At 73.1% G+C, this 13,062-nt stretch carries 13 protein-coding genes and 1 pseudogene; 1 reads left to right on the top strand and 13 read right to left on the bottom strand.

Annotated features, from left to right (window positions below; genetic code table 11):
* Positions 1-64 precede the first annotated feature (64 nt).
* The 6 genes from ABZ836_RS21230 to rpsB all read right to left on the bottom strand — a co-directional run bounded on the left by ABZ836_RS21230 (position 65) and on the right by rpsB (position 5,662).
* Positions 65-688: a hypothetical protein gene (locus tag ABZ836_RS21230; RefSeq protein WP_361144348.1), complete on the bottom strand. Its 624-nt coding sequence runs from the start codon at positions 686-688 to the stop codon at positions 65-67.
* Positions 689-814: 126 nt separating this feature from the next.
* Positions 815-2,068, bottom strand: a complete 1,254-nt coding sequence (locus ABZ836_RS21225; RefSeq protein ID WP_356136182.1) for a phosphatidate cytidylyltransferase — start codon at positions 2,066-2,068, stop codon at positions 815-817.
* Positions 2,068-2,625 carry a ribosome recycling factor gene (gene frr / locus ABZ836_RS21220; protein WP_166020979.1) on the bottom strand — a complete coding sequence of 186 codons (558 nt, stop codon included), beginning with the start codon at positions 2,623-2,625 and terminating at the stop codon, positions 2,068-2,070. The genes ABZ836_RS21225 and frr overlap by 1 nt, the downstream gene beginning before the upstream one ends.
* Positions 2,626-2,814: 189 nt before the next feature.
* On the bottom strand, positions 2,815-3,573 hold the full coding sequence (gene pyrH / locus ABZ836_RS21215) for a UMP kinase (protein ID WP_356136180.1): 759 nt from the start codon (positions 3,571-3,573) through the stop codon (positions 2,815-2,817).
* 191 nt (positions 3,574-3,764) lie between these two features.
* A complete protein-coding gene (gene tsf, locus ABZ836_RS21210) occupies positions 3,765-4,601 on the bottom strand; it encodes a translation elongation factor Ts (RefSeq protein ID WP_108954961.1) in 837 nt (278 codons plus the stop codon).
* 176 nt (positions 4,602-4,777) lie between these two features.
* Positions 4,778-5,662 carry a 30S ribosomal protein S2 gene (gene rpsB / locus ABZ836_RS21205; protein ID WP_356136179.1) on the bottom strand — a complete coding sequence of 295 codons (885 nt, stop codon included), beginning with the start codon at positions 5,660-5,662 and terminating at the stop codon, positions 4,778-4,780.
* Between the two features lie 478 nt (positions 5,663-6,140).
* Here rpsB and ABZ836_RS21200 point away from each other — a divergent pair, with 478 nt between their 5' ends.
* Positions 6,141-6,809 carry a M23 family metallopeptidase gene (locus tag ABZ836_RS21200; RefSeq protein ID WP_361144469.1) on the top strand — a complete coding sequence of 223 codons (669 nt, stop codon included), beginning with the start codon at positions 6,141-6,143 and terminating at the stop codon, positions 6,807-6,809.
* A 118-nt stretch (positions 6,810-6,927) separates the two neighbouring features.
* Here the strand turns inward: ABZ836_RS21200 and ABZ836_RS21195 are convergent, their stop codons facing one another.
* The 7 genes and pseudogenes from ABZ836_RS21195 to ABZ836_RS21165 all read right to left on the bottom strand — a co-directional run.
* The gene (locus ABZ836_RS21195) at positions 6,928-7,506 is read right to left on the bottom strand and encodes a helix-turn-helix domain-containing protein (RefSeq protein ID WP_361144343.1); all 579 of its coding nucleotides are present in this window, start codon (positions 7,504-7,506) and stop codon (positions 6,928-6,930) included.
* Positions 7,507-7,586: 80 nt separating this feature from the next.
* The gene (gene whiG, locus ABZ836_RS21190) at positions 7,587-8,426 is read right to left on the bottom strand and encodes an RNA polymerase sigma factor WhiG (protein ID WP_356136176.1); all 840 of its coding nucleotides are present in this window, start codon (positions 8,424-8,426) and stop codon (positions 7,587-7,589) included.
* A gap of 260 nt (positions 8,427-8,686) precedes the next feature.
* Positions 8,687-9,844, bottom strand: coding sequence for a DNA-processing protein DprA (gene dprA / locus ABZ836_RS21185; RefSeq protein WP_361144339.1), 1,158 nt, complete (start codon positions 9,842-9,844; stop codon positions 8,687-8,689).
* 281 nt (positions 9,845-10,125) lie between these two features.
* Positions 10,126-11,745 (bottom strand): ATP-binding protein, encoded by a 1,620-nt coding sequence (locus ABZ836_RS21180; RefSeq protein ID WP_356136173.1) that lies wholly within the window; start codon positions 11,743-11,745, stop codon positions 10,126-10,128.
* A 1-nt stretch (position 11,746) separates the two neighbouring features.
* Entirely contained in the window at positions 11,747-12,187 is a 441-nt protein-coding gene (locus ABZ836_RS21175) for a YraN family protein (protein ID WP_361144466.1), read from the bottom strand.
* A gap of 317 nt (positions 12,188-12,504) precedes the next feature.
* Entirely contained in the window at positions 12,505-12,813 is a 309-nt protein-coding gene (locus tag ABZ836_RS21170; RefSeq protein WP_356136171.1) for a DUF2469 domain-containing protein, read from the bottom strand.
* Between the two features lie 56 nt (positions 12,814-12,869).
* Positions 12,870-13,006, bottom strand: a pseudogene (locus ABZ836_RS21165) (DNA mismatch repair protein MutT); the annotation flags it as partial.
* Positions 13,007-13,062 lie beyond the last annotated feature (56 nt).

Below are 13,062 nucleotides of genomic sequence, written 5' to 3'. Positions count from 1 at the left end.
GCTGTACCAGTGTCGCAGATCCGCGGCGGTGCCCCCGGAGCCGTACGACGGCCCCGGGGCCCGGTCAGTGGCCCGGGGCCGCCATCGCGTCGCGGAGGGCGGCGACCTCCGCCTCGATGTCCGCGAAGTGCCGGGTGGCCCCGCGCTCCGGCGTCGGGTGGTATCCGCCCTGCTCGAGCGCGGTCAGGCGCTCGGTGAGGCGGGTCAGCTCCGCCTCGTGACGGAACCCGCTCGCGCCCCCGCGCCGCAGGGCTTCGAGGTCCCGGCGGGCCGCATCCAGCGCCGCGTGAATTCGCCCACGCACCGGGCGCAGCTTCTCCGGCAGGTCCTCCAGCTTCCCCCGCAGCCCCTGGAGGGAGGCCAGCAGCGCCTCCGCCTCCCCGAGGAGTTCGCGCAGCGCGGCCATCCCCTCGTCGAACTCGCCCTGCAGGGCCGCCATCTCCCGCCCGTCCACCCGCCGGTCGGCGGACGCGGCGCGGGCCATGTCCTGGAACGTCCGGTGCCGGCGCCTGCCCTCGTCCTCGGCGCGGTCGAAGGTGCGCTTCGCCTCGTCGAGGAGGGTCTCGACGGTGCCGCGGGGGATCCCGTCACCGCGGCCGAGCAGCCCTTCGACCCGTTCGACCTCGTCGTCCAGCCTGTCCAGCAGGCCGTCGACGTTCCGCCGCTCCTCGCCCAGCTCGTCGACCATCGCCTGAACGGTCCGGAGACCCTCCTTGCGCCGCCCCCACATACGCGTCCACCCCTCCCGAAAGCGTGCACGATCATCGCGATCATACGTTCGAGAGGGGTGGGGCGCGGGTCTTCCGCCGGGGGGTCAGCTGCCGACGAAGATCTCCAGCAGCAGCCACACCACCGGGGCGGTGGGGAGCAGGGAGTCCAGGCGGTCCATGATGCCGCCGTGGCCCGGCAGCAGCGCGCCCATGTCCTTGATGCCGAGGTCCCGCTTGATCATCGACTCGCCGAGGTCGCCCAGCGTCGCGCTGACCGCGACGGCCAGACCCAGCAGCAGGCCCTGCCACCAGGCGCCGCCGTCCAGCAGCAGCGTCATGCACAGCACGCCGGCGGCCATGGAGAAGCCCATGGCGCCCAGCAGGCCCTCGCGGGTCTTGCCGGGGCTGATCCGCGGCGCCAGCTTGTGGGTGCCGAACCGCCAGCCCACGGCGTAGGCGCCGGTGTCGCTGACGATCGTCAGCAGGATGAACGTCAGCACCCGCTGCGGGCCGTCGTCCGCGGTCAGCATCAGGGAGACGAACGTCGCCAGGAACGGCACGTAGAACGTGGCGAACAGGCCGGCCGTGACGTCCCGCAGGTAGTTCTGCGGCGGCGAGGCCATCCGCCACACCAGCACCGCGAGTGCGGTGAAGGCCGTGGCCAGCCAGGCGCCCTGGGTCCCGGCCGCGTAACCGGCGACCACCATCGCCCCGCCGCCGACGACCAGCGGCACCAGCGGCGCCTTGATCCCCTTGCGTTCCGACAGGCGCGAGGTCAGCTCCCACAGGCCGACGCCCACGGCCGCCACCACGACGCCGACGAACACGGCCTTCACCACGAAGAGCGCGACCAGGACCACCACGCCCAGCCCGACGCCGACCCCTATCGCCGCGCCGAGGTCGCGTCCCGCGCTCTTCTTCTTCCGCTGCCGCGGTTCCTCGGGCCCGTGCGGGGCGGCCGGGGGCGGCTGGGAGGCGTCGGACATGGGCTCCTGCGGCTTCTCGCTGACGACGGGCATGGGGCGGGTGTGCTGAACGGCGTCGCCCTGGGGCACGAATGCCCCGGGCTGCACGGGCACATGCCCCGCCGGCGCGTGCGGAGCGGACACGACGCCCCCCTGGGCGGACGCGCCGTACGGCTGCCCGTAGGCGCCGTGCGGCCCGGGGACCGCACGGGCGTCCTGCGCCACCGGCGCCGCGTACGCCTCACGCGGCGCGTGTGCCGCATGCGCATCGTACGCCGGACCCGTCGGAACAGCTCCCTGGACGGGGCCGCCGGGCGTTCCATACCTCTGCTCGTGCTCGGACGGCCACCCGTGTCCTGCCTGCGGCGGCGCCCCCCAGGAAGAGTCGTTCATCAGACTTCGAGCAGCTCCGCTTCCTTGTGCTTGAGCAGCTCGTCGACCTGGGCGACGTACTTGGCGGTGGTGTCGTCCAGCTCCTTCTCGGCGCGGCGGCCCTCGTCCTCGCCGACCTCGCCGTCCTTCACCAGCTTGTCGATGGCGTCCTTGGCCTTGCGACGCACCGAACGGATCGAGACCTTGGCGTCCTCACCCTTGGTCTTGGCGACCTTGATGTAGTCGCGACGGCGCTCCTCGGTGAGCTCGGGGAACGTCACGCGGATGATGTTGCCGTCGTTGCTCGGGTTGACGCCCAGGTCGGAGTCGCGGATCGCCTGCTCGATGTTGCGCAGAGCGCTCTTGTCGAACGGGGTCACCACGGCCATGCGCGGCTCCGGCACGGAGAACGAGGCCAGCTGGTTGATCGGCGTCAGCGCGCCGTAGTAGTCGGCCACGATCTTGTTGAACATCGCCGGGTGCGCACGGCCGGTGCGGATCGCGGCGAAGTCCTCCTTGGCGACCACGACGGCCTTCTCCATCTTCTCCTCGGCCTCGAGGAGGGTCTCTTCGATCACCACTTGCTCCTGCGTGTCTTGAAGTAGGCCCGTCCGCCGATCCTGTCCTGCGCCGGCGGGCGGTTGCGTCGCGTCTTCTTCCTGCACGGTTCCGGACCGGCAGGACATTGTCCATCCCCCGGCCAGGTCGTCGCCCGGCCGGGGCACGGGTCGCCCACCCGGCGCAGGCCGGGTGAGCTGGTTCGCCGGTCAGTCCCGGCGGCCCGGGTCGCCCACGAGCGTGCCGATCTTCTCACCCTTGACGGCCCTGGCGATATTGCCCTCCGCCAGGAGTTCGAAGACGAGGATCGGCAGGTCGTTGTCGCGGCAGAGCGTGATGGCGGTCATGTCGGCGACCTTGAGGTCGCGGGTGATGACCTCGCCGTAGCCCAGCGAGTCGAACTTGACCGCGGTCGGGTTGGTGCGGGGGTCGGAGTCGTAGACCCCGTCGACGCCGTTCTTGCCCATCAGCAGGGCCTCGGCGTCGATCTCCAGGGCGCGCTGGGCGGCGGTGGTGTCGGTGGAGAAGTACGGCATGCCCATACCGGCGCCGAAGATGACCACGCGGCCCTTCTCCAGGTGGCGCACGGCCCGCAGCGGGATGTAGGGCTCGGCGACCTGGCCCATGGTGATGGCGGTCTGCACGCGCGAGTCGATGCCCTCCTTCTCCAGGAAGTCCTGGAGGGCGAGGCAGTTCATCACCGTGCCGAGCATGCCCATGTAGTCGGAGCGGGCGCGGTCCATGCCGCGCTGCTGCAGTTCCGCGCCGCGGAAGAAGTTGCCGCCGCCGATGACGACGGCGATCTCCGCTCCGTCACGGACCACGGCGGCGATCTCGCGCGCGATGGCATGCACCACGTCCGGGTCGACGCCGAGTCCGCCGCCGCCGGCGAACGCCTCGCCGGACAGCTTCAGCAGATACCGGCCGCGTACTTTGCCGTCGTCGCTCTTCTCGGCCTTCGTGGTCATGGGGAGTCTCACTTCGTTTGCAGTGCACACACACGAAGAAGGCCATTGCCGGTGGGGTGTCGTTCGCATCCCATGCGGCAATGGCCTCCCTCGTCAGATCTGTTGTCGCCCGCCGCGCGCGAGTGCGCGGCGGCGTACCCGGACGACTGCTTCCGACCTTAGCGGTCGATCGCGCCGATCACGGTACTGACTCAGATGCCGACCTTGATGCGCGCGAAGCGCTTCAGGGTGACACCGGCCTCGTCCAGAACCTTCTGGACGGACTTCTTGTTGTCCAGCGCGTACGGCTGGCCCAGCAGGGTGGCGTCCTTGAAGAAGCCGTTGACCCGACCCTCGACGATCTTGGCGATCGCGGCCTCGGGCTTGCCCTCGGCGCGGGTGGTCTCCTCGGCGATGCGACGCTCCTTCTCGACGACGTCGGCCGGGACGTCCTCCTTGGAGAGCCACTGCGGCGCGAACGCGGCGATGTGCTGGGCGATGCCCTTCGCGACCTCGGCGTTCTCCTTGTCGAGCTCGACGAGGACACCGATCTGCGGGGGCAGGTCCGGCATGGTGCGGTGCATGTACGCCAGGACGTAGCCGTCCTTGAACTGGGCGAAGCGGTCCAGGACGATCTTCTCGCCCAGGTTCGCGTTGGCCTCGTCCACGAACGCCTGGACGGTCTTGCCGGCCTCGATCTCGGAGGCGAGCAGGGCGTCGATGTCGGCCGGGGAGGTCTTCACGACGTGCTCGGCGATGGCGTTGGCCACGGCCTGGAACTTCTCGCCCTTGGCGACGAAGTCCGTCTCGCACTTCAGCTCGACGATGACGCCGGCGGAGTTGTCGTCGGCGATGATCTCGACGACGGCGCCGTTCTCGGCGGAACGGCCCTCGCGCTTGGCGACGCCCTTCTGACCCTTGATGCGGAGCGCCTCGACAGCCGCGTCGACGTCGCCGTTGGCCTCGTCCAGGGCCTTCTTGCAGTCCATCATGCCGGCGCCGGTGAGCTCGCGGAGCTTCTTGACGTCGGCGGCGGTGTAGTTCGCCATGTCTGTGCTTCTCTTCTCGGAGTGCTCGGAGTGCGAATTGAAGATCTACGGGCCCGTACCGCCGGTCTGCGACGACCGGCACGGCGGGCGGCGCGGTGGGCGCCGCCCGCCGTGTGGTCACACGATCAGCCGTACGGGCATCGCCGCCCCGGACCTCGCGGTCCGGGGACCGGGCGTCAGGCCTGCTCGCCCTCGGCGGGCTTCTCGGCCTCGGCGGCGGGCGCCTCCTCGGCCGCGGGGGCCTCGGCGGCGGGGGCCTCGGCCGGCTTCTCGGCCTCGGCGTCGGTCTTCTTGTCGCCCTCGAGCAGGTCGCGCTCCCACTCGGCGAGCGGCTCGCCGGCGGCCTTCTCGCCCTTGCTCTCGGCGCTGCCGGAGCGGGCCATCAGGCCCTCCGCCACGGCGTCGGCGATCACGCGGGTGAGCAGGGTGACGGAGCGGATCGCGTCGTCGTTGCCCGGGATCTTGTAGTCGACCTCGTCGGGGTCGCAGTTGGTGTCGAGGATGGCGACGACCGGGATGTTGAGCTTCCGGGCCTCGCCGACCGCGATGTGCTCCTTCTTGGTGTCCACGATCCAGACGGCGCTGGGCACCTTCTGCATCTCGCGGATACCGCCGAGGGTCTTCTCCAGCTTGGCCTTCTCGCGGGAGAGGACCAGGAGCTCCTTCTTGGTCAGACCGGACGCGGCGACGTCCTCGAAGTCGATCTGCTCGAGCTCCTTGAGGCGCTGCAGACGCTTGTAGACGGTCGAGAAGTTGGTGAGCATGCCGCCCAGCCAGCGCTGGTTGACGTAGGGCATGCCAACGCGGGTGGCCTGCTCGGCGATGGCCTCCTGCGCCTGCTTCTTCGTGCCGACGAACATGACCGTGCCGCCGTGGGCGACGGTCTCCTTGACGAACTCGTAGGCGCGGTCGATGTACGACAGCGACTGGAGCAGGTCGATGATGTAGATGCCGTTGCGCTCGGTGAAGATGAAGCGCTTCATCTTCGGGTTCCAGCGACGGGTCTGGTGACCGAAGTGGACGCCGCTCTCCAGCAGCTCCCGCATCGTGACGACGGCCATGGCCGTTCTCCTTGAGGTTCTCGGTTGTGCCGCGGGTACCGGACGGTTCCCGCGCCTGACGCCCGCGTACGACGCCCAGCCATGAAGGACCGAGGGGCGCCGACCCGGACCGCCGGCTCGCGCCGGGGTCCTCATCGAGGCGTGCGAAGTCGACCCGGTGACCCGGATCGCCTCAGAAAGTGTACGGGACCGCCGGGGCCCCGAGTGACGCCGCCGTCCACAACCGGCGAGTAGTCCACAGGCCCGCGCGCCTTCCGCCCGGATTCGGCACGGTTCGGGCATGCGAGAGAACCGACGGAACACGACCGGCCGCCCCCTTGCGCGGAAGAGCGCGCGGGCCCTTCGGGCCGGTGCGCGGGGCACGACCGGAGGGGCCACCGGGGCCACCGCACGGCCTGGCGCACGGCCCGCCGGACGGCCTGCCGGACGGGCCGCCGGACGGGCCACCGCCCGCACCGGGCGGGCGACCGGCTGGACGCTGTTCGCGCTGGCCGGGGCGCTGCTGGGGGCGGCCGCCGCCCCTGGGCCCGGCGGCCTTGGGGCTGGTGCCCCTGGGCCCGGCGGCCTTGGGGCTGGTACCCCTGGGCCCGGCGCCCCTGGTGCCGGGGCCCATCGCCCGGGCGCCTCGCCGTCCGCCGCGGAACCGGTGCCCGGTGCCACGGCGCCGGCGGAGGTGCCGCGGATCGCGCGGGGGTGGCCCACGGGGGTGCGGCCGACGGTGCTGCGGGGGTGGGAGCCGCCGGCCTCGGTGTACGGCCCCGGTCACCGGGGGGTGGATCTGGCCGCCGCCGTGGGGACGGAGGTACGGTCCGTCGCCGCGGGGCGGGTGTCGTTCGCGGGGCGGGTCGCGGGCCGTGGGGTGGTCTCGGTGGAGCTCTCCGGCACGGGGGAGCCGCCGTTGCGGACCACGTTCCAGTCACTGGACCCCGTGGTCCGCAAGGGCGACGCGGTGTCCGCCGGGGCGGCCCTGGGCTCCCTGCTCGCCGACGCCCACTGCGGCCCGGTCGCCTGTCTCCACTGGGGTCTGCGCCGGGGCGCGACCTATCTCGACCCCCTCACGCTGCTCCCACCGTGGCTCCTCGCCCCGTCCCCGCCCCGCCTCCTGCCGGTCCCTCCGGGCCTGCCGCTGCCGCAGGCCTGGCCGTGACGGTCCCGCCTTGCGGCCCTTGCCGCAGGTCAGGGCCCCCTGGTCCCCGGTGACGCATGGGGCGGTGCGGTCGCGGGGGTAAGGCGTCGTGGTCGGCCGCGGGGGTCGGCCGCGGATGTCAGGCGTCGCGGTCGGGGGTGGTCCCGAGCACACCGTGGAGGGCCATGCGGACCGCGGCGTCGGTGATCTCGGCGGGGTCCTCGGCGGCGCCGAGCTCGAGCCGCCGGACCGCCCCGTCGACCACGCCCTGCAGCAGCATCGCCGCCAGCCCCGGCCGCTCGTGCCCCAGCTCGCGCAACGCGTTGCCGAGCATCGTGACCAGTTCCCCGTGCGCGGCGCGGATCTTCTCCCGCGCCCCCTGGTCCAGCTCGCCCGCGGAGATGGCCACGACCGCACGGTGGCGCCGGTCCCCCACCAGCGCCAGCTGCCGCCGCACGTACGCCTCGACCTTCGCGGCCGGCCCGTCGGCGGCCGCCATCGCCGCCTCGACCTCGGCGGCCCAGACCGGGAAGTCGACGGCGCAGAGTTCCTCGACCACGGCCGCGCGCGAGCGGAAGTACTCGTACACGGACGAGCGCGCGAGCCCTGTGCGTTCGGCGAGTGCGGGGAAGGTCAGCGCCTCCGTACCGCCCTCGGACAGCAGGGACCGCGCAGCGTCCAGCAGTGCGGCTCGCTGCATCGACCGGTGCTCGGCCACGGAGGCCGCTCGAATCCTTGGCACATCACCACTCTACGGAGGGACACGCGGAAACGTACCTCCGCCTGCCGCCCCGGTTGTCAGCGCCCGAAACTGGCCAGTTTGGCTCGCAGCTGCAGCACCGACTTGGTGTGGATCTGACTGACCCGGCTCTCCGTCACCCCGAGCACGTTGCCGATCTCGGCGAGGGTCAGGCCCTCGAAGTAGTAGAGCGTGACCACCGTCTTTTCCCGGTCCGGCAGCATGTTGATGGCCCGCGCCAGCAGCCGCCGCAGCTCGCGGTCCTCGGCCACCTCGACGGGGTCGTCGGCGGCGGTGTCCTCCAGGGTCTCCATCAGGCTCATCCGGCCTCCGCCCTCACCGCCCCCGTGCAGCACCTCCTCCAGGGCGACCACGTTGGCCAGCGACAGCTGGCTGAAGACGGCGTGGAGTTCCTCGACGGTGACGCCCATCTCCTCGGCCACCTCGGCCTCGGTCGGGGTCCGTCTCAGCCGCGCCTCCAGGGTGGCGTAGGCGCGCTCGACGTTGCGCGCCTTCTGCCGCACGGAGCGCGGGATCCAGTCCAGCGCGCGCAACTCGTCGATCATCGCCCCGCGGATCCGGGTGATCGCGTAGGTCTCGAACTTGATCTCGCGTTCGATGTCGAACTTCTCGATGGCGTCGATCAGCCCGAAGACGCCCGAGGAGACGAAGTCGGCCTGCTCGACGTTGGACGGCAGCCCCACGCTCACCCGGCCGGCGACGTACTTGACCAGGGGCGAGTAGTGCAGGATGAGCTGTTCCCGCAGCCGCTCGTCCCCGGTCGCCTTGTAGGTCCGCCACAGCTCGTCGACGGTCGAGGGAGCGGGAGGCCGCACGCTGCCCCGGGCCGCGGGGGTGACCGCCGCCGCCCGGTCGGGCCCGGAGGTGTGCTGGGGCATTCGTCGCCTTGTGCCGTTCTGCCGTGGTACCGGTCTCGCGCTCCGGCGCAACCGGAGCGCCGGGGATCCTCGTGAGCGTAGCGCGACTGGAGCATCGCAGTCCGTGAAGGACGAATCGGCACGCATCCGCAGATACGTTCCTCCGTCGTCCGCCCGGCCGTGGACCCGAGCCACGGTCGTCACCCCGAGTGACCACCCGGAAGGCCCAACTCCGGGTCTACACAAGGGCGTCGGGACCACCCGGACGGCCGAGCGGACTTTCACGGCGGCCCCGCGCCGGCCCGTGCCGATATCACCGCATGACGCGTCAACTGCCATCCGTCGCCGTGTCGTTCGACATGGCCGAGGGAGCGCAGTTCGTAGAGCCGGGCGACCGCGTCGTCCTGCGTGGTCGCCGCCTCCCGCGCGATCTCCGCGACGTGGACGACTCCGCGGGCCGGCAGCGCGTCCAGCACCCGGCGGGCGCCGGCCCCGAGCAGGTCCCTCGGCAGCAGCGGGCCCTGCGGAACCTCTTTCAGCTCTCCCATCGCCCCCACCAGCTCGACGATCTCCGCGGCGTCGGTGACCAGCACCGCCTCCTCCCTGAGCAGTTGGTGGACCCCGGTGGACAGCCCACTGGTGACCGGCCCGGGGACGCCCATCACGAAGCGTCCGAGCCGGCGGGCGGCCCTCGCCGTGGCCAGGGACCCGCTGCGCCTGGCGGCCTCGACGACGACCGTGCCGCGGGTCAGCGCGGCGATCACCCGGTTGCGGAGCACGAAGCGGGACGGCGTGGGGTGGTCGCCGGGAGGCAACTCGCCGACCACCAGGCCCTGTTCCGCGATCCTGCCGATCAGCCGGGCGTGTCCGCGCGGGTAGGGCCGGTCGACCCCGCACGCCAGCACGGCGACCGTGGCCCCGCCCGCCCCCAGCGCACCCCGGTGCGCTGCCCCGTCGATCCCGTACGCCCCGCCGGAGACCACCACCCAGCCCCGCTCGGCGAGCTCGGCGGACAGGGCGGCCGAGACATGGGCTCCGTACTCGGTGCAGGCCCGCGCGCCGACCACGGCCACCGACCGCAGCGCCCACATCCGCAGGCCGGGGCGACCGCGGATCCACAGGCCCAGCGGCCGGGCGTCACCCAGGTCGTCGAGCTGGGTGGGCCACTCGGCGTCGCCGGGCACCACGAACCGCGCTCCGGCGTCCGCCGCGGCGGCCAGGTCCCGCGCCGGGTCGGCGGCCGCGGCCCGCGCGCACAACCCCGCCCAGCGCCTGGCGCCCGCCCCGGGGAGCGGCCGGTCCGGGTCCCGCAGCCGCCGGACCACGCCGACCGGGCCCATCTCTCGCACCCACCGGCCGCCCGTCTCGTCCCCCGGCTCCAGCACCCGGGTGAGCCAGGTACGCGCCCACCGCTCCTCGGGCCCCGGCGGCCCTTCCACCGGTGCCGGGGCCGGCGCCTCCCGAACAGCGGCTTCACCGGCCGCACCGGCCCCGGCTGCGGCTCCGACTGCGCCTGCGGACCCGACCCCGGTTGCGACTGCGGCCCCGGCTCCGGCTGCGGCTGCGGCTGCGGCTGCGGCCTCCGCCCCCGCCTCCGCCGCGGCTGCCACTCCGCCTTCCGGCGCGGCCGCGATTGCTGCTCCCGCCCCCGCTTCCTCCGCCGCCCCCGCCAGGTCGAGCTGCTCTCCCGCGCCGGACTCCGCCCGCGCCGCCTCTCCGTTCACACCAGCTCCCCAATCGTCGTGGCCGCCCCCAGCGGGAAGCCGGTGCGCAGTTCGAGGGCGAAAGCGACGTCCTGGGCGTCGGGGCGGTCGTGGCCGACCAGGTCCGCCACCGTCCAGGCCACCCGGAGCACCCGGTCCAGTCCCCGCGCGGTGAGCGTGCCGCGTTCCAGGAGGCGTTCGGCACGGTCGACGGCGCCCGGGGCGGCCCGCCATCGGCCGCGCAGCTCGCGGCCCGGCACCTCGCCGTTGGTCCGCCACGGCGTGCCGGCCAGCCGGGCCGCCGTGCGCTCCCGGGCGGCCCGGACACGGGCGGCGACGGTCGCCGAGGCCTCTCCGCCCCGGCCGCGCGCGGTCAGCTCGGAGCGTTTCACCGGCCCGACCTCCACCCGCAGGTCGACCCGGTCCAGCAGCGGCCCGGAGAGCCGCGCCTGGTAGCGCCGCACGGCGTGCGGCGGGCATTCGCACGCCTCGTCGGTGCGCGAAAACCGGCCGCACGGGCACGGATTGGCGGCCAGCACCATCAGGCACTTCGCCGGAAAGCGCACCACGCCCTCGCTCCGCGCGATCACCACGTGCCCGGACTCCAACGGCTGCCGCAGCGCGTCCAGCGCCGTCCGGCTGAATTCGGGCGCCTCGTCCAGGAAGAGGACACCACGGTGGGCCAGCGAGACGGCGCCGGGCCGGGCCGTGCCCTTGCCGCCTCCGACCAGGGCCTGCATGGTGGCCGAGTGGTGCGGGGCGCAGTAGGGCGGCCGGTCGATCAGCGGCCGCCCCGGCGGCAGCAGTCCGGCCACCGAGTGGACGGCGGTGACCTCCAAGGACTCCTGCCGGTCCAGCGGCGGCAGCAGCGTGGGCAGGCGTTCGGCCAGCATGGTCTTGCCGGTGCCCGGGGGCCCGGAGAGGAACAGGTGGTGTCCTCCGGCGGCGGCCACTTCCAGGGCTGCCCGGGCCCGCAGCCCGCCGGCCACGTCGGCCAGGTCGTGGCCCTGGTCCGCGAAGCCGCCGCCGGGCACTCCCACGGCCGCCGCGGCGCCCGGCAGCCGCAGCCCGGCCAGCATCGGGTCGGGCCGGCCCACCGCGAGCGGCTCCTCCTCGGGCACCGGCGAGTCGGTCAGCACCGCGATCAACTGCCGCAGACTGCGGACGCCCAGCACGGACACCCCGGGTACCAGGGACGCCTCGGGTGCCGCGCATTCGGGCACCACGACCTGCTGGTACCCGGCCTCGGCGGCGGCGAGCACCACCGGCAGGACGCCCCGAACGGGTCTGACCCGCCCGTCGAGCCCCAGCTCGCCGATCATCACCAGCTCGGCCAGCACCTGCGGGTCGATCACCTCGGCCGCTCCGAGGACCGCGCACGCCACGGCCAGGTCGAAGCCGCTGCCCGCCTTGGGCACCGACGCCGGGCTCAGGCCCACGGTGAGCTTCTTCTGCGGCCACGGCGCCCCGGAGTTGACCACCGCGGCCCGCACCCGGTCACGGCTCTCGGTCAGGCTCTTGTCCGGCAGCCCGACCAGGGTGAACGCGGCGACGCCGGGCTCCAGGTCGGCCTGCACCTCGACGACCACGCCCTCGGCGCCGACGAGGGCGACCGAGCAGGTACGCGCGAAGCCCATCTCAGGCCACCCCCCGCACGTGCTCCACCCGGGGGGCGCCGCGGCGCGGAAGCAGCACGCCGACCAGGTCGATGCGGACCCCGCCCGGCGGAGCGCCGCCGTGTTCCTGCACCCAGCGTTCGGCCAGGCCGCGCAGCCGGGCGGCCTTCGCGGGCGTCACCGCGGCCATGGGGTGCTCGAAGGCGGCCTGTCCGTCCACCGGGGCCCGGCGGGTCTTCACCTCGCAGACCACCACCGCGTCGCCGTCCCGGGCGACGATGTCGATCTCGCCCGTCCGGCCGCCCCGCCAGTTGCGGTCCAGCACCGTCATTCCGGCCTCGGTCAGCCGCCGGGCTGCCAACTCCTCGCCCCACGCACCGAGCGCGCCCCGCGCCCCGACGGCGCGGACCCCACCCGCACGGGCCCCGACGGCGCCCCCCTCGTTCGCGGCCGCCTCGGCCACGCGCGTCCCGCCGCCGCGGGCCGCGCCCGCCGCCCGGGCCGCCGCGCGCCGTCCCGTCGCGGTGTCCGCCGTCGGGTCCGTCGCAGGGTCCGTCATCGGGCCCGTCGTCGGGCCCGTCATCGCGTCCGTCGTCGGGTCCGTCGCGGGGACCGTTCGTCCTACGTCTTCTCGTGCGCCCATACGGCACCACCTCCGGAGCCCACGATGGGCCCGGCCCGGAAGCGGTGTGGATCTTGGTGGAGGGACCCGTTGAACACGCGCGAAGCCCCACCCTTTCGGGTGAGGCTTCGCAGCGGCTCGCGCCGGTTGTCCACAGGTCAGCTGCCCGGGAGCTCCAGATCGGTCTTGTTGAGCTCCTCGATGTTCACGTCCTTGAATGTGAGAACGCGTACCTTCTTGACGAAGCGGGCCGGCCGGTACATGTCCCACACCCAGGCGTCGGCCATGGTGACCTCGAAGAAGACCTCGCCCTGGACGGAGTGCACCTGCATGTCGTAGTCGTTGGTGAGGTAGAACCGCCGCTCGGTCTCGATCACGTAGGTGAACAGCCCGACGACGTCTCGGTACTCCCGGTAGAGCTTCAGCTCCATCTCGGTCTCGTACTTCTCGAGGTCCTCGGCGCTCATGGCATGTTCCCCTTCAGCCGTGCGGTCCCACCATTGTGCGTCAGTCCCACGAGCCCCTAGGCGATTTCCGGCTCAAGGGTCTCCGGCCCGGCGGGGGATCTTCGTCGAGCAGCCTGCGCGGCGGCCCGGCGAGTCCCGTGGGATACACCGTCTCATGTGACCGCCCGAGTTCCCCACAGGTCCACCACCGCGCTCGCACGAAAGTCGCGTCGCCGAGGACGGTCGGCAAGGTATCGGCCCTGACCAGTG

Origin of the sequence: Streptomyces sp. NPDC047130 (assembly GCF_040643475.1) — a bacterium.
Lineage (GTDB): Bacteria > Actinomycetota > Actinomycetes > Streptomycetales > Streptomycetaceae > Streptomyces.
The sequence above is the reverse complement of the archived record's forward strand: the minus strand, read 5'-3'. Positions and strand labels throughout refer to the sequence as shown.

Bases quoted from the DNA above. Each gene is read 5' to 3' on its own strand.
- ABZ836_RS21230 (WP_361144348.1), bottom strand. From the start codon at position 688: ATGGTCGACGAGCTGGGCGAGGAGCGGCGGAACGTCGACGGCCTGCTG.
- ABZ836_RS21225 (WP_356136182.1), bottom strand. From the start codon at position 2,068: ATGAACGACTCTTCCTGGGGGGCGCCGCCGCAGGCAGGACACGGGTGG.
- pyrH (WP_356136180.1), bottom strand. From the start codon at position 3,573: ATGACCACGAAGGCCGAGAAGAGCGACGACGGCAAAGTACGCGGCCGG.
- tsf (WP_108954961.1), bottom strand. From the start codon at position 4,601: ATGGCGAACTACACCGCCGCCGACGTCAAGAAGCTCCGCGAGCTCACC.
- rpsB (WP_356136179.1), bottom strand. From the start codon at position 5,662: ATGGCCGTCGTCACGATGCGGGAGCTGCTGGAGAGCGGCGTCCACTTC.
- whiG (WP_356136176.1), bottom strand. From the start codon at position 8,426: ATGCCCCAGCACACCTCCGGGCCCGACCGGGCGGCGGCGGTCACCCCC.
- ABZ836_RS21180 (WP_356136173.1), bottom strand. From the start codon at position 11,745: ATGGGCTTCGCGCGTACCTGCTCGGTCGCCCTCGTCGGCGCCGAGGGC.
- ABZ836_RS21170 (WP_356136171.1), bottom strand. From the start codon at position 12,813: ATGAGCGCCGAGGACCTCGAGAAGTACGAGACCGAGATGGAGCTGAAG.